The following is a 15,246-nucleotide window of genomic DNA, read 5'->3' as shown; positions in this document are numbered from 1 at the left end:
AGATTGATAGGTTTAAAACTGTACGTTCACACCCAGGGTATAAACCTTAGCCGGCGGGTAAACACCATAGTCAATACCGAAACCTGCATTTGAAAAAGGTGCGGCATTTACTTCCGGGTCATATCCTTTATATTTGGTGAACGTCAGGATATTTTGACCTGTGGCATATATCCGTAACGAAGAAATCCCGATTTTTTTGAGTGAACCTGTCGGAAACGTGTAGCCCACAGTCAGGTTTTTTAACCTTACATATGTACCACTTTCCAAATACCGGGTTGAAAACTGGCTATTCCCGTTAGGGTCGCCCAATGCTTCACGTGCTAGGTTGGTTACCTGCCCTTCATGTGTCCAACTATTCAATACATCTATAGATTGATTGACTGGATCTATCAGGTTTTCAAGTAAAGTACGGTTCTGATTAAAAATTTTATTTCCAAAACTCCCCTGTAAAAAGAAACTCAGATCCACGCCCTTATAACTAAATGTATTGGTTATACCACTAATAAACTTAGGGTTAGGGTCACCTATTACCTTCCTGTCATTCGGGTCTATCACACCATTCCCATCAACATCCTCAAAACGGTAATCGCCCGGTGCTGCATTGGCCTGTGCCGGTGCTGCGTTTATCTCCGGCTGGTTTTGGAATATCCCCTTCACTACATAACCATAAAAAGCACCTAAAGGCTGCCCTTTTTTTGTGATATAGTAGTTGCCAATAATTTCCCTGTCAACCGGTTTTCCATTTTCGTCAATCTGTGTACCAATATCAATTACCTTGTTACGGTTTATAGTGAAATTAAACTGTGTACTCCAGTTGAACCCACCTGTATTACGCATATTTACCGTATTTATGCCAAGTTCAAATCCCTTATTCTGAACCTGACCCAGGTTTTGAATGATGCTGGAAGCTTCAGAACCGGCACTCACTGCCAGAGGCACATCTATTAGAAGGTCCTTGGTTTTTTTCAGGTAAACATCAGCTGTTATATTTACACGGCTGTTAAATAATTCCAGGTCAAACCCGGCATCGTACTGGTACGTAGTTTCCCATTTCAGATTTTGATTCCCTATCCGTTGGGGCGCAATACCACCAACAACTCCATCACCATTATAATTGCTGTAATTAAACCCGCTACCATAAGTACTAAACCGGTCAGTAATCCCAACATTTTGATTGCCATTAGCACCAAAGCTGCCCCTAAGTTTAAACTCACTAATTACACCATTTTTGTTAAAGAACGGTTCTTCTGAAACTCGCCATGCAGCAGAAACTGCCGGGAAATATCCGAACCTGTTATTGGCAGCAAAACGACTTGATCCGTCAGCACGTATACTGGCTGAAGCATAATATTTATCCTTATAATTATAGTTGCCTCTTAAAAAATAACTAACCAGGCCCCATGCTTCTTCGTAGCTGGACATTGCTTGCTTAATACTTGCCGCGTATAAATATGGAACCGCGTTTGATGGGAAACCATAACCGGAGGCGCTGGAGCTGAAATTTTGTGAATTTTGAACAGACTGCCCACCCAATAGGGTAAGATGATGATCCTTCATATTCAGATCATAAGTAAGTGTATTTTCCCAAACCCAGATGGTGCCGATATTGGTTCCTGTTGCGGCACTTCCCCTGGTGGCAGAAGGCGCATTTTGAAAACCGGGATTTTCCCTTGCTATAAACTGATTTTCATATTGGGAGCGATAATCTATACCTAAAGAAGTGCGAAAGCGAAGATTTTTTAAGATGGAGTACTCGCCATACAGGTTACCAAATAGCTGGTTTATTTTGGTAATGTTACTTGTAGTAGCGTTATTACCAAAGGGGTTATCTGACTGTGAAAACGGATTAAGTGCATAGGTGCCGTCGGCGTTATAAATAGGTATTGTGGGTATTTGTTGTAAGGCGCCTAAAACCACACCTCCATTACTAAGGCCTATTTCGGTACGTGTGCTCCTGTTATTGTTTGTAGCTGCCAAACTAAGGCTTGTACCTATTTTAAAATTATCTGTAACCTGTTGGTCCAAATTAATTTTGGTAGAGTACCGTTTAAACCCCGAGTTTATCACAATACCATCCTGATCAAAGTACGCCCCGGAAATATAATATCGGGTTTTATCATTCCCGCCTGCCACACTTAGCTGATAGTTTTGCATAGGGGCGGTGTGGTAAAGCAAATCCTGCCAGTTTGTATTGGTACTAACCGTATCAACATCGTATGCGAGGGCTTCCCCCTCATTAGCTAATGCTTGATTATATATATTAGCAAATTGTTTGCCGTTAAGCAGCTTTATTTTTTTACCCAGTTTTTGAACGCCGTAATACATACTAAAATTTACTTGCGGTGCGCCGGATTTTCCTCTTTTTGTTGTTACCACAACTACTCCATTTGATGCCCTTGAACCATAAATGGCGGCGGCAGCACCATCTTTTAACACATCGATATTTTCAATATCGCTCGGGTTTAAACTGCTTAAAGGGTTAGGGCTCTGGCCACCAATACCCAATTCCTGGTCATAACTTGGCTGTACCGGCACACCATCAATAACGTATAAGGGCGATGTGCTTAGGCTTAAGGAGTTCTTGCCCCTGATGCTTATTTCTATCGCAGAACCCGGCTGGCCTGTAGGGTTTGTTACCTGTACACCTGCGGCCTGCCCCTGTAAGGCGTTTTCAAAACTGCTTACTACTTGTCGCCCTATGGCTTTTGATCCAACGGTGGCAACTGATGTGCTCAAATCCTGGCGTTTTTGGGTGCCATAGCCTACAACAACTACCTCGGTTAGCCTACCGGTTGAGGCGGTTAAAGCTATATTTAAACTGGCCGGTACGGGGTTTGCTATTAACAGTTCCTTTGTTTCCATACCAATGTAGGATACCAAAAGCAGGTCCCCGGGTTTTGCTTCGATAGAAAAACCGCCGTCAGCGTTGGTTAATACCACACCAGCCCTTCCTTTTATACTAACGGTGGCACCTGGTAATGCTGCACCACTGTTATCCGTTACCTTTCCGGTAATCTTTACCGGGGGCAAAGGCTTTATTATGTCCTCAGATAAAACGGAGATCACCACCGTTTTGTCCTCAATAGCGTAATCTAAATGTTGCCCGTTCAGGCACTCGCTAAGGGCTTGTTGTATGCTGGCATTTTTAATATTAAGGCTTACAGGCTTTGAATTTTTAAGGATAGAATAATCATAAAAGAACACATAGCCGGTTTGTTTTCTGATTGATTTAAGCACTTTTTCTAAAGCTACATCCTTGCCAGAGTAGGTTACCGTTTGAGAAAAACTACTTGCATGAACATGCATAAATGCTACGATAAGTAAAATGATAGTCAACCTCATAATTCGCCAAAATGGGTGGTTCTTCTTTTGCGGCTTAGCTAAATCCTGTTCACAGGAAGACATTGCACAGCAAATGCTGCAAATAATAAATTTCATTATATTTGAATAATTGGTAGTGAGAAATAAGATGATTGAAACAAGTTGTATTATCCTCTTTGCCATAGCCGGAGGTGTTTGCCCACCTTCGGCATTTTTTTTGAAAAAAGGATATGGTTAAGAATGTATAATTAGTCCATAACCATAACCTCCTTTCCCTTAACAGTAAAGTGTAACTTGGTTTTGCCAAGGAGACGTAACACCTGCGAAAACTTAAGATCGCGCTGTATAGCACCCTGGAACTCTTTTGATGTTAACTGAGGGCTGTAACTTACTTTAATATCATACCAGCGGGATAATTGCCGCATAACTGTATGAATATCTGCCTGGTTAAACTGAAAATAGCCCTCTTTCCATGATACTACTTCGTCCGTATCCATATCAGTTAAAACTTTGATGCGCCCATCGCCACCAAAATTCATTACCGACTGCTGGCCGGGATTTAAAAACTGTACGCCTGTTTTATTTAAAACCTTTACACGCCCTTCTAATAGGGTGGTTCTCATTACACCTTCATTTTCATAAGCATTTATGTTGAAATGGGTACCCAATACCTCAATTGTTTGCCCCGAGGATTTAACCTTAAATGGTTTTGCAGCATCTTTAGCTACCTCAAAATAAGCCTCACCGGTAAGTTCTACCACACGCTCTTTACCGCTAAATTGTACCGGATATTTTAATGAAGAAGTGGCATTCATCCATACTTTGGTACCATCTGCCAGGGTAACGCTGTACTCGCCTCCAATAGGGGTTTCCACTATATTGTATTCATTCAAATTATTGCCCTGTACATGAGTATCAGTAATGTTTATTAAAGTACCGCCCGCATCCTTATGTATTACGGTATTGCCCTGTCTTGCAATAATCCCATTTGGAGTATTACTCAATATCATTTTTTTGCCATTAGCCAGCGTAAGTATGGCTTTGCTGCTTCCAGGGAGAATGTCGGGTTTTGTAGTTTTTACAATATCGTTAGCAGGAGCCAACCGCTGCGGGAGTTTCAGGGAAAAAATAGCACCTGCGCATGCTACTATGATTATTATTGCAGCAGCTGCAGTCCGCCAGTTTAGCCATCTTATTTTTGGTGCTTCATCACCCTGCTTGATGCGGCTGATAAGCTTATGATGGATTTGCTCAAATACAAGTTCTTCTTCGGGTGATACATCGCCGGTTATTTCTAAATTATGGTATTGTTCGGTCAACAACGCCTTCAGCAAAGCTTCATTCCCGGGAATGTTAAATGCATTAAGAAGCGTTTGTACCTCTTGCGGTGTACATTCATTTTTAATGTACTTTTTTATCAGTACTTTAAGCTGTTGGGAAGGGTTCAATTTTGGCTGCGTTTATTACTAATACGCTGCAGGCAAAATTTATGTGGGCTGCTAAATGAAAAATATTTACAGCGAGGCTATAATACTAAGCGTTACCGCATATATTGCTATATCAGGGTGGTTTTTCAGGTAATTCTTTAATACGATATTTGCCTTTACCATATGGTCTTGAATGGTAGAAAGAGATATGTTTAGCTCCCGGCTAACTTCGGCATACGTTTTTCCATCCAGTTTGCACATCATATAAACCCTTTTACGTTGCGGCGAAAGCTGTTCAATAGCACCTTGTATCAAAGCAAGTTGTTCCTGGCTAATAACTTTATCTTCCTGGCAGGTATAGTCTTGCTCGGCTACCGAAAGCAAGCTGTTTTGCAAGGCTGTATCTTTAGCCAGCTTTCTGAAATGGTCATATACAAGGTTAACACCAATAGTATAAAGGTAAGCTTTGAATGATTTGGCAGGATCAATTTGCGACCTTCTTTCCCAGATCTTCAGGAAAATGTCCTGTATAATTTCCTGTGCGATATCTTTATCGTGTACCATTTTTAGTGTTTTTGAATACAACTGGCGCACGTAAAGTTGGTAAAGGCGGGTAAATGCTGCTTCGCTTCCACTTTTCAGGAGTTTAAGCAAGCCTTCTTCTTCGTTTATATCCGCACCCATTTACCTGTTATTATTGAGATAAACTTAACAAAAAAAACATCATAAATTAAAGTAAAGAAACGAAGTAGATGAACGGCAAGCATGGTATCTTCAAAATTGCTTCAATATTAACATGTAGCTTAATATTTTGAGGCGGGAAGCACCGAGCCAATGAAAATACTCATTATAGAAGATAACCAGGAAGCGAAGTAATAGCGCATAACACAAAGTAATGTAATATTTATACCTGTGGGTGTATGAATAGGTAAATTATACCTCAATAATATGCAGAAAACCTATATTCGCCTCCTCTAAAATAAATGTTATCCTGCTGCTTTGAGAGTGTAAAGGGATACGGGAAAGAAGGGTATAACGAGCGCATGAACTTCCGGAGCGAGTATTTGAAAATTGTATTTAATATTGTAGCCATCATTGATATTCATGTAATAGCAATGGCCAACCAGGCGATTAAAGGTGTGGTAGAGAAGGCATTTGTTTAACATGAAAAGTAACGTACTTAAGGGTAGCCTTTTTATTGCGCTGGGCGCATCCAGCTATGGTATGCTGGCTACATTTGTAAAAATGGCCTATCATGAAGGTTTCAGCACTGCTGAAGTAACGCTTTCGCAGTTTGGCCTTGGGTTTATCGGGTTGTTTATTTTAACCTTATTTCGTAAACGTGAGCCAGCCCCGCCTGTAGAAACATCGGGCAGTAAAAGCATATTTAAGTTAATAGCCGCTGGTACATCAATGGGCTTAACCAGTGTTTTCTATTACCTGGCAGTTCAATATATACCCGTAAGCGTTGCTATTGTGCTGCTTATGCAAACCGTGTGGATGGGGGTAATAGTAGAAATGATACTGCATAAAAAAACACCCGGATCACGTAAAATAGCAGCCGTTTTTATCATTCTGGCAGGAACTGTACTTGCAACTAATCTGCTTAAGGAATCCATCACCATAAACTGGGCCGGGTTTGCCTGGGGGATGATGGCCGCTGTTTGCTATACGGGTACTATGTATTCATCCAATAATATTGGGGTTCATTTACCGCCCTTGAAAAGAAGCCTTTACTTGATATTGGGCGGGTTAATTATTATAGCGGTTATTTTTCATTCGTCGCTTAACCAGGCTTTTCACTATCAGATATTCCTGCGCTGGGGGCTCATCTTATCCTTATTTGGCACTATACTGCCGCCGTTACTGTTTACCCGCGGCATGCCACTAACGGGCATGGGGCTGGGGGCCATTATAGCATCTATAGAGATCCCGGTTTCGGTATTAATGGCCAATATATTGTTAAAAGAGCCTGTAAGCGCACTGCAATGGCTGGGCGTTATACTGATATTGTTTGCCGTGGTGCTAATGAATATAGGGAACAAGAAAGAAAAGCAAGTGATAGTTTAAGATTATAGTACTGCTATAAATCCGTCCATTCACCCCTATCAGCTGTCCGTCTTACTTAGTTTGGTAGTATATAACATCGGCCTGTGGGGCTTACTTTCCTGGTATCAAACAAATTCAAACTAAGTACTATACAAAAGTGTTATGTTTTTCGGGTGTAATTATAATACAGATTACTGATATTTATACAATTATTACATATTTGAGAAAAAGCCATAACCAACTCATTGATTAATAGTGTAAATTCGAATTAGGAAGCCATTATTATGGATACCCTGCAACGCTTTTAATACGATCAGCGAATACAGTGCATATAATAAATGAAACCAAACACTCATTAGTGAGTGTGCCCGATCTGTCAAGGGCTGATGCAAGACAAGGCAGATAAACAACCGAATTAAACAGATTTTTTTATGACCTCAATTACTGTAAACGGGAAACAACATCAAATTGATGCGGACCCTAACATGCCGTTACTCTGGGTGATCAGAGATATCATCGGTCTTACCGGTACCAAGTATGGCTGCGGTGTGGCACAATGCGGGGCTTGCGTTGTACATTTAAATGGCGACGCGGTACGTTCATGCGTTACTAAGCTAAGTCGCGCAGCAGGCCAGCAGGTAATTACCATAGAAGGTCTGTCAGCAAATAATGATCACCCCGCGCAACAGGCATGGAACGAGGAAAATGTACCGCAGTGCGGTTATTGCCATTCCGGGCAGATCATGTCGGCAGCAGTATTGTTAAGAGAAAACCCCAACCCCAGCGATGCTGATATTGATAGTGCCATGGCCGGTAACATTTGCCGTTGCGGTACCTATCTGCGTATTCGTAAGGCCATACATTTAGCTGCCGAGTTGCAGAGAAAGGAAGGTGCAAGTAAATGAAAAATCAAATAAAATTCCCGGTGAAAGCATTAGCGGCGATAGGTGTGTTGCTAACAATGGTGGGTATTATGGCATTTGCGCTTCACAACGATAATGCACCTGTATCAAAACAGCTTGTTGTGAAAAAAGACAGCATAGCGTCGGTTAAGGCATTTAAACAAGTTTATACAGTGCTAATGAGTGCGAGGTGTATGAATTGCCATCCTTCAGGAGATATCCCACTTCAGGGCGAAGACAGTCACTTGCATACGATGTTGCCTAAAAGAGGTGTTGATGGTAAAGGAGTTTATGCCATGAAATGTTCCAATTGCCATCAGCCGGCAAATACACCAGGGTTGCACACGCCGCCGGGCAATCCTAACTGGCATTTGCCTCCGGCCGATATGAAAATGATTTTCCAGGGGCGTACGCCGCACCAGCTTGCTAAACAATTGGTAGATCCGAACCAAAATGGCCACAAGGATTTGAAGAAACTGATAGAACATGCAGATGATGGTTTAGTGCTGGCTGGCTGGAACCCCGGTGAGGGGCGTAAACTACCGCCAATAAGCCACGCTGCATTTAAAAAAGCGTGGATCACCTGGTTAACCACAGGCGCTTATGCACCAAATGGTAAATAGCAATAAAGTTTATTATTAAGCACACTCAACTCGTTTATTATGAGTACAAGTACAATATCCAGAAGAAATTTTTTGCGGGCTACCGGTATTACCGGTGCTGCACTTTGTTTGGGATTCTCTTTTTCAGCAGATGGAAAGGCTAACGTTATTGTAGCCACTGATGCAGATCAGTCAGCTATTGAAATGAACGCCTGGATAAAGATAGATGCCAGCGGCAAAGTTACTTTAGTAGATCATCGGGCCGAAATGGGGCAGGGGTCCTACCAGTCGGTACCTCAGATAATAGCCGAAGAACTGGAGGTGGACCTGAAAGATGTAAACGTTATTTTTGCGCAGGGCGACCCCAAAAAATACGGTGGCCAGATCACCGGGGGGAGTTCAACAGTACGCGACTCTTATAAAAGACTTTTGAAGTTAAGCGCTACTGCACGGGAGGTTCTTATAGCCGCCGCAGCAGCAAAATGGAAAGTTTCGGCTACTGATTGTTATGCGCAATCGGGTACTGTAATACATAAACCATCGGGCAAAAAATTTCATTATGGCGAACTTGTTGCCGATGCTTCCAAGTTGGATGCCCCCAAAAATATTGTACTTAAAAAACGATCTGATTATAAGTTAATTGGCAAACCATTACACCGAAAGGATACGCCAATGAAAACCAATGGCGAAGCCATATTTGGGTTAGATAAAAAGCTACCGGGGATGCTTTATGCGGTGGTAGAGCGTAACCCCAGGTTTCGTGGTAAGGTAAAAAGTTTTGACGCTGCCGCTACTAAAAAGATACCTGGCGTAAAACACGTTTTTGTGGTTAAAATGGAGGTTTTTAATACCATACGCGAAGGCGTTGCAGTAGTAGCTACCAGCACCTGGGCAGCTATGCAGGGAAGAAAGGCTTTAAAGGTGATATGGGATGATACCGGTTTTGAACATGTGAATATAGCTGACATTTACACGCGGCAACATGAGGAGTTAAAAAAAGAGGGCCTTTTTTTTAAAAAGCAAGGCGACCCGGATGGCATTCTTACTAAAGCTGAGAAAATGCTGGATGTTGTATATCAAACACCTTACCAGGCCCATAGTGCCATGGAACCGTTAAACTGCATTGCCCATTATCAAAAAGATAAAATAGAGATATGGGGCCCAATACAGGCACCGGATTGGGTACAGGGTGATATTAGCCAGAAATTTAAGATGCCAATAGATAAAGTAAGGGTTAACATGACCTTTTTAGGGGGCGGTTTTGGCCGTAAAGCTTTTTTAGATTACCCCTACGAAGCTACCATGATATCTAAGCAAATTGATGGCCCGGTACAGGTAATCTGGACGCGTGAAGATGATACAACCCAGGGGCCTTACCGCGCAGGTATATCTTACAGGGCGCAGGGCGCAATTGCTAATGGACAGATCATGGCTGTTAAATTCCGTATGGCCGGGCAAAATATAGACCATTGGAGCGATCCCAAAAGGGGCGTGGCCAATAGCAGTACTACCGAGGGTTTTTTAGCGCCATATTTTGAAAGCATAAAAAATATAAGCTTTGCTGATGTGCCGTTTGAAATGCCTATTCCTAATATGTGGTGGCGGTCGGTATACGCATCCACAAACGGTTTCGCGTATGAAAGTTTTATTGATGAGCTGGCACACGAGGCCGGAAAAGATCCGCTTGATTTCAGGAGAGCTTATTTGAAAGATGAACGCTGCCAAAAGCTGATAGATAAATTAGAGGAGGTTTCTGGCTGGAAAAGCAGGAAGAAAAATGAGGGTTATGGTGTAGCTATAACGGAATGCTTTTCGAGTACTGTAGGGCAGATAGTTAAAGTGTCGCAGAAAGCCGGTGGTGGGATAATTATAGATAAGGTTTGGGCCGTGATGGATTGCGGCTGGTACGTAAACCCCGATATCATCCACGCGCAAATAGAAGGAAGTATTATTATGGCGCTTGGTGCTGCAACCACCCATGAGATCACCTTTAAAGACGGGCTGGTAGAGCAACGTAATTTTTATGATTACAAAATGCCAAGAATAACAGACATCCCGCCGATAGAGGTGCATATTATAGATAATGATGCAGATGCAGGAGGGGTGGGAGAGCCGGGATTGCCTGCTTTCTCACCAGCTTTAACCGCTGCTATTTTTGACCTGACCGGTAAACGTATCCGCAAATTACCGTTTGATATGGCAAACATATAAAATTACTTATTTGAAAGAATTAAGGGATATAGTTAATGCCTATGATAAGGCGAAGCAGGCAGGCAAAAAATCAGCATTAGCCACAGTGGTGCGCGTAGAAGGTTCGTCCTACCGGCGCGCCGGTGCACGTATGCTGGTAACAGATGACGGTCAGTTAACTGGCGCAATAAGCGGAGGTTGCCTGGAAGGGGATGCTTTGCGTAAAGCCAGGTTGGTTATGGTTCAGCAAAAGCCCATGCTGGTTACGTATGATACAACCGACGATGACGACGCGAAATTTGGTGTTGGCTTGGGTTGTAACGGTATTATTCACATTTTGATTGAACCTATTAATCATGAACAGCCAAATAATCCCATCGCTTTTTTTAAGCTCTTTTTAAGCAAACGCGAACCGGCTGTGTTAATCACGGTTTTTAACATGGCAGACAGGCACGCAGAGCAGTATGGTACCTGTTTATTTTATAACGAAAATGGAGGTGCCTCGGGCTCACTACCGGCCGGAAAAATTAGCGATGCTATTTTGCCTGATGCTGCAAATGTTCTTCATACAGGTAATACCACTACAAAAACTTATTATTATCAGGATAATTATACCTGTTTTATTGAATTGCTGCAGCCTTCGGTATCGCTGGTTATTGCAGGTGCAGGTAATGATGTTATCCCCCTGGTACAAATGGCAAAGGTACTTGGCTGGCAGGTAACAGTAGTTGATGGCCGGGCCAACTATGTTACTGCAGCACGGTTCCCGCTGGCCGACGGACTAATTGTTGCTAAACCCGCTGAGGTGAAAGCACAAATACTAGTAGATGAACGAACTGTGTTTATGCTGATGACGCATAATTACAATTATGATGCAGCCCTGTTAACAGATCTGCTCGAGCTACCGCTGACTTACATTGGTGTACTTGGCCCCAAAAAAAGGCTGAAGCGGATGCTGGAAGAAATTGCACCCGGGTATAGTAGCCCTGCAAATATTCCGGATAAACTATACGGCCCTGCCGGATTGGACATCGGATCAGAAAACGCGGAGGAGATAGCGCTTGCTATTTTATCCGAAATACAATCTGTCTTAAACAGGGGTACTGCTGCATCTTTAAGAACCAGGCCGTTTATTCATGACCGTATCAATAAAAGGGAATTGTTGCCATTAATATCAACACATTAACTACATGACACCCATTGTCATATTAGCTGCCGGCTCTTCCAGCCGTATGGGCACACCTAAGCAAAACCTTTACATTGGCCGCCATACACTATTACAAAGAATGGTACAGGCCGCAACCGCTGCATCAGATAGTGTCCTGGTAATTTTAGGCGCTAACTTCGATGCCCTTGCAGCAACCATTAATGATACCAATGCTGGGATATTGTATAATAAAGATTGGGCATTGGGCATGGGCTCGTCTATTAAACTTGCGGTATCACATATCCAGCTAAAACATACAAATACTGATACTATTGTTTTTATGGTTTGCGATCAGCCATACGTAAATGCCGAACTTTTAAAAAAGTTGATTATAACAGCCGGCAAGGTTAAAGAAGAAATAATTGCTTGTAGTTATAACGGTATAATGGGTGTACCGGTAGTGTTCAAAAAAAGGTATTTCTCTGAGTTGCTTACGTTAAACGGGAAAGAAGGTGCGAAGAAGATACTGGAGCAACACATGGAGGATGTTTATACCGTTCCGTTTCCTTTGGGAAGTGTTGACATTGATACGGAAGAAGATTATAACAACCTGCCCGCAGGTTTAAATTTATAAGAGGATTTTGATATCGTTAAGAAATTGCACTATAGCAGGCAGCGCACTAAGCGCGTGCTGCTATTATTTGCTCGCAAAGGCCAAAAGATAAGGTCATGCCATTGCCACCTAAACCGTTAATGATCAATACGCCGGGTTCTGCATCCACAATCAGTTCGGTTGGCCGGTTGCCATTTTTCATAAGTGCCTACAGCCGGAATTTGTAAATAACAGATTAATATTAAAAACAATTAGGGCTGCTCATTGATGAACAGCCCTATGATGATTTTGAAGAAATCTCCTCTTGCGGAGAGGGAGGGATTCGAACCCTCGATACACTTTTGGCGTATACACACTTTCCAGGCGTGCTCTTTCGACCACTCAGACACCTCTCCGTTTTTATTAAGGATTGCAAAGGTAAAATAATAACCCTTAGTTTAACAGAAGGTGGCTTCGTTTTTTAATTAAAGTAATGGTTTAACAGGATATGTCAATAAGGCCTTATAATATCGTCAAAAATTAATTATTGGGTCCCAGATCTGGTTTAAAACAAAAAAGCGGAACCTCTCCAGGCACCGCTTTTTAACGAAAACTTTAACTCACAAAAACTAAACTTATATGCTGTTATTACTAACTGATATGATAGAGCGTAAAACTTACTAAAGGTTTAACCACACTGTAAAAAAAATCGGTGTTTGTGCATATATATTTTTATAAAGCTTATGTTTGCTACGGATTGCCAGGTAAGGTAATTGCATAAAAAGCATGTTTTGTTTAGATGCTGAACATCAACGAAATTAAAAAACCTATAGCTGCAGAAATTGATGTTTTTGAAGAGAAGTTCAAAACTTCTATGCAAAGCTCTGTACCCCTGCTTGATCGTATTACCCATTACATCGTAAAACGAAAGGGAAAGCAGATAAGACCCATGTTTGTGTTTTTTTCGGCCAGTATTTGTGGCGGGATAAACGAGTCAACCCATCGGGGGGCAGCACTGGTTGAATTATTGCACACCGCTACTTTGGTTCATGATGATGTGGTTGATAACTCTTACCAGCGCCGTGGCTTTTTCTCCATAAATGCTTTATGGAAAAATAAGATAGCTGTTTTGGTTGGCGACTACCTGCTGAGCAAAGGCTTATTGCTTTCTATTGATAATGGCGATTTTAAACTCCTTAAAATAGTATCAGAAGCGGTTAAGCAAATGAGCGAAGGCGAATTGCTACAGATTGAGAAGGTGCGCCGGATGGATATTAGCGAGGATGTTTATTACGAAGTTATCCGCCAAAAAACGGCATCGCTTATCGCATCTTGCTGCGCTTGTGGTGCGGCATCTGCCAATGCAAATGAGGAAACTGTAGAGAAAATGCGGTTGTTTGGCGAGAAGATAGGGATAGCCTTTCAGATAAAGGATGATATGTTTGATTTTGGTACCGATGATGTGGGTAAACCGCTGGGTATAGATATCAAAGAGAAAAAGGTTACCCTGCCACTTATATATGCGCTGAACAACAGTGATGGAAGTGAGAAAAAACGCATGATAAGCCTGGTGAAAAACCATAATGATGACCCTAAAAAGATAGCCGAGATCATCAATTTTGTAAAGCAAAAAGGCGGGTTGGAATACTCTGAAACTCAGATGAAGAAATATACCGACAGTGCTTTCGATATACTCAATACCTTCCCCGTAGGCGAGGCCAGAACCGGATTAGAGCAATTGGTTCGCTTTACCACCGAGAGGAATAAATAAATCGGCCTAATAATTACACTGCCCTGTAAATGATGTTAACGGAAACTTAGTAACTTCGTAACATGCATTCCTTTGATTTCAGCTTCGTAAAGATTGGCGTATTTGACGTGCTGGATGTGCTGCTTGTAGCTTTTATAGTTTATCAGCTTTACAACCTTATTCGTGGAACCATAGCGGCAAATATTTTCATTGGTTTAATTACCATATACCTGCTTTATATGGTTGTGAATGCACTGCACATGCAATTGCTAACCGGTATACTGGGTAAGTTTGTTGATGTGGGTATCATTGCCATTATCATTGTGTTTCAGCAGGAGGTAAGGCGGTTTTTGCTACTGGTGGGTAAGAATGCATCACTACAGCGCAATAAAGCCTGGTGGAAATACTTTTTTGGCAAAGCCGAGGCTGAAAAAAACAACTATGCGCGTATAAAGCCTATTATTGATGCCTGCAAAACCATGAAACAAACCCGCACCGGCGCACTCATAGTTTTTGCTAAGTATTACGACGAGCAATTTTACCAGAACAGTTGCGAGGTATTGGATGCCAAGATCTCTAAACGAATACTGGAAACCATCTTCCAGAAAAATAGCCCGCTGCATGATGGTGCTGTGGTGATATCAGAGAACAAAATAAAATCGGCAAGTTGTATATTGCCCGTTACCGAAAAATCCGACCTGCCTGCTCAATTTGGCTTACGCCACCGCGCAGGTATTGGTGTTACCGAAGCAAACGACGCAACGGCAATCATTGTATCTGAAGAAACCGGCGAAATATCATACGCCAAACAAGGCCGCATCAAAATGGATATCAGCTTTGCCGAGCTTGAGAAATTGTTGAATAAGGATTTTTAACCTACGGAACCACCTGTACCGTATTATTTTGAGCTTTAGGCGTTTTCCCTACAACAGGCATTTTAGAATTTCCTTCTAATACCACAACAGGCATTTTAGAGTTGCCATTTAATTTGGCCACAGGCATATTGTCGGCATTGCTTGCAATAAATAATGATTTTTGAATTTTATCATCAATAAGGTTTTTAAGATCGGCAGGCTCCTGTTTAAAAAGGGTTCCGTTTATTTGCGTATTGGATAACTTACGCCATGAACTGTCAATCTTAAGGTTAGGTGTAAACTTTCCGTTAAGCGTATTGTCAAATGGTTTAATGGTTGTATTTTGTGCCATTAAAGTGCCTGTGCCGGCGCATAAAGTTAAAAGCAATAATATCTTTTTCATTGTTGATCG

Annotated in this window: 14 protein-coding genes and 1 tRNA gene; 9 read left to right on the top strand and 6 right to left on the bottom strand. The window is 42.0% G+C overall.

What is annotated here, in order from left to right; genetic code table 11:
- Positions 1 to 12: 12 nt before the first annotated feature.
- From IDJ75_RS19860 to IDJ75_RS19850, 3 genes are all read right to left on the bottom strand, one after another.
- Positions 13 to 3,342, bottom strand: coding sequence for a TonB-dependent receptor (locus IDJ75_RS19860; protein WP_191177401.1), 3,330 nt, complete (start codon positions 3,340 to 3,342; stop codon positions 13 to 15).
- A gap of 227 nt (positions 3,343 to 3,569) precedes the next feature.
- Positions 3,570 to 4,769, bottom strand: a complete 1,200-nt coding sequence (locus tag IDJ75_RS19855) for a FecR family protein (RefSeq protein ID WP_191177400.1) — start codon at positions 4,767 to 4,769, stop codon at positions 3,570 to 3,572.
- Between the two features lie 66 nt (positions 4,770 to 4,835).
- Complete coding sequence (locus tag IDJ75_RS19850) at positions 4,836 to 5,432, bottom strand: RNA polymerase sigma factor (RefSeq protein ID WP_191177399.1); 597 nt, start codon at positions 5,430 to 5,432, stop codon at positions 4,836 to 4,838.
- A 299-nt stretch (positions 5,433 to 5,731) separates the two neighbouring features.
- Here IDJ75_RS19850 and IDJ75_RS19845 point away from each other — a divergent pair, with 299 nt between their 5' ends.
- The 7 genes from IDJ75_RS19845 to IDJ75_RS19815 all read left to right on the top strand — a co-directional run bounded on the left by IDJ75_RS19845 (position 5,732) and on the right by IDJ75_RS19815 (position 12,272).
- Positions 5,732 to 5,911, top strand: coding sequence for a hypothetical protein (locus IDJ75_RS19845; RefSeq protein ID WP_191177398.1), 180 nt, complete (start codon positions 5,732 to 5,734; stop codon positions 5,909 to 5,911).
- Position 5,912: 1 nt separating this feature from the next.
- Positions 5,913 to 6,818: an EamA family transporter gene (locus tag IDJ75_RS19840; RefSeq protein ID WP_191177397.1), complete on the top strand. Its 906-nt coding sequence runs from the start codon at positions 5,913 to 5,915 to the stop codon at positions 6,816 to 6,818.
- A 410-nt stretch (positions 6,819 to 7,228) separates the two neighbouring features.
- On the top strand, positions 7,229 to 7,702 hold the full coding sequence (locus tag IDJ75_RS19835) for a (2Fe-2S)-binding protein (RefSeq protein ID WP_191177396.1): 474 nt from the start codon (positions 7,229 to 7,231) through the stop codon (positions 7,700 to 7,702).
- Entirely contained in the window at positions 7,699 to 8,322 is a 624-nt protein-coding gene (locus IDJ75_RS19830) for a hypothetical protein (protein WP_191177395.1), read from the top strand. Before IDJ75_RS19835 ends, IDJ75_RS19830 begins: the two co-directional genes overlap by 4 nt.
- Before the next feature lie 39 nt (positions 8,323 to 8,361).
- Positions 8,362 to 10,512, top strand: a complete 2,151-nt coding sequence (locus tag IDJ75_RS19825; protein ID WP_191177394.1) for a molybdopterin cofactor-binding domain-containing protein — start codon at positions 8,362 to 8,364, stop codon at positions 10,510 to 10,512.
- A 10-nt stretch (positions 10,513 to 10,522) separates the two neighbouring features.
- Positions 10,523 to 11,677, top strand: coding sequence for an XdhC family protein (locus IDJ75_RS19820; protein WP_191177393.1), 1,155 nt, complete (start codon positions 10,523 to 10,525; stop codon positions 11,675 to 11,677).
- A gap of 4 nt (positions 11,678 to 11,681) precedes the next feature.
- On the top strand, positions 11,682 to 12,272 hold the full coding sequence (locus IDJ75_RS19815) for a nucleotidyltransferase family protein (RefSeq protein ID WP_191177392.1): 591 nt from the start codon (positions 11,682 to 11,684) through the stop codon (positions 12,270 to 12,272).
- A 46-nt stretch (positions 12,273 to 12,318) separates the two neighbouring features.
- Here the strand turns inward: IDJ75_RS19815 and IDJ75_RS21345 are convergent, their stop codons facing one another.
- Entirely contained in the window at positions 12,319 to 12,453 is a 135-nt protein-coding gene (locus IDJ75_RS21345) for a hypothetical protein (RefSeq protein WP_262892114.1), read from the bottom strand.
- 105 nt (positions 12,454 to 12,558) lie between these two features.
- Positions 12,559 to 12,646, bottom strand: a tRNA-Ser gene (locus IDJ75_RS19810).
- Positions 12,647 to 13,029: 383 nt separating this feature from the next.
- On the opposite strand from IDJ75_RS19810, the gene IDJ75_RS19805 reads away from it, so the two are divergent.
- Together IDJ75_RS19805 and cdaA are read left to right on the top strand one after the other, a co-directional pair.
- Complete coding sequence (locus IDJ75_RS19805; protein WP_191177391.1) at positions 13,030 to 14,001, top strand: polyprenyl synthetase family protein; 972 nt, start codon at positions 13,030 to 13,032, stop codon at positions 13,999 to 14,001.
- Positions 14,002 to 14,063: 62 nt separating this feature from the next.
- Positions 14,064 to 14,855 carry a diadenylate cyclase CdaA gene (gene cdaA, locus IDJ75_RS19800; protein ID WP_191177390.1) on the top strand — a complete coding sequence of 264 codons (792 nt, stop codon included), beginning with the start codon at positions 14,064 to 14,066 and terminating at the stop codon, positions 14,853 to 14,855.
- Between the two features lies 1 nt (position 14,856).
- On the opposite strand, the gene IDJ75_RS19795 is transcribed toward cdaA, so the two are convergent.
- Positions 14,857 to 15,237, bottom strand: a complete 381-nt coding sequence (locus IDJ75_RS19795; protein WP_191177389.1) for a hypothetical protein — start codon at positions 15,235 to 15,237, stop codon at positions 14,857 to 14,859.
- Between the last annotated feature and the right edge of the window lie 9 nt (positions 15,238 to 15,246).

This window comes from Mucilaginibacter rigui, from assembly GCF_014773275.1.
Lineage (GTDB): Bacteria > Bacteroidota > Bacteroidia > Sphingobacteriales > Sphingobacteriaceae > Mucilaginibacter > Mucilaginibacter rigui_A.
The sequence above is the reverse complement of the archived record's forward strand: the minus strand, read 5'-3'. Positions and strand labels throughout refer to the sequence as shown.

Bases quoted from the DNA above. Each gene is read 5' to 3' on its own strand.
- IDJ75_RS19835 (WP_191177396.1), top strand. From the start codon at position 7,229: ATGACCTCAATTACTGTAAACGGGAAACAACATCAAATTGATGCGGAC.
- IDJ75_RS19815 (WP_191177392.1), top strand. From the start codon at position 11,682: ATGACACCCATTGTCATATTAGCTGCCGGCTCTTCCAGCCGTATGGGC.
- IDJ75_RS19845 (WP_191177398.1), top strand. From the start codon at position 5,732: ATGTTATCCTGCTGCTTTGAGAGTGTAAAGGGATACGGGAAAGAAGGG.
- IDJ75_RS21345 (WP_262892114.1), bottom strand. From the start codon at position 12,453: ATGAAAAATGGCAACCGGCCAACCGAACTGATTGTGGATGCAGAACCC.
- IDJ75_RS19795 (WP_191177389.1), bottom strand. From the start codon at position 15,237: ATGAAAAAGATATTATTGCTTTTAACTTTATGCGCCGGCACAGGCACT.
- IDJ75_RS19840 (WP_191177397.1), top strand. From the start codon at position 5,913: ATGAAAAGTAACGTACTTAAGGGTAGCCTTTTTATTGCGCTGGGCGCA.
- IDJ75_RS19805 (WP_191177391.1), top strand. From the start codon at position 13,030: ATGCTGAACATCAACGAAATTAAAAAACCTATAGCTGCAGAAATTGAT.
- cdaA (WP_191177390.1), top strand. From the start codon at position 14,064: ATGCATTCCTTTGATTTCAGCTTCGTAAAGATTGGCGTATTTGACGTG.
- IDJ75_RS19830 (WP_191177395.1), top strand. From the start codon at position 7,699: ATGAAAAATCAAATAAAATTCCCGGTGAAAGCATTAGCGGCGATAGGT.
- IDJ75_RS19860 (WP_191177401.1), bottom strand. From the start codon at position 3,342: ATGAGGTTGACTATCATTTTACTTATCGTAGCATTTATGCATGTTCAT.
- IDJ75_RS19825 (WP_191177394.1), top strand. From the start codon at position 8,362: ATGAGTACAAGTACAATATCCAGAAGAAATTTTTTGCGGGCTACCGGT.
- IDJ75_RS19850 (WP_191177399.1), bottom strand. From the start codon at position 5,432: ATGGGTGCGGATATAAACGAAGAAGAAGGCTTGCTTAAACTCCTGAAA.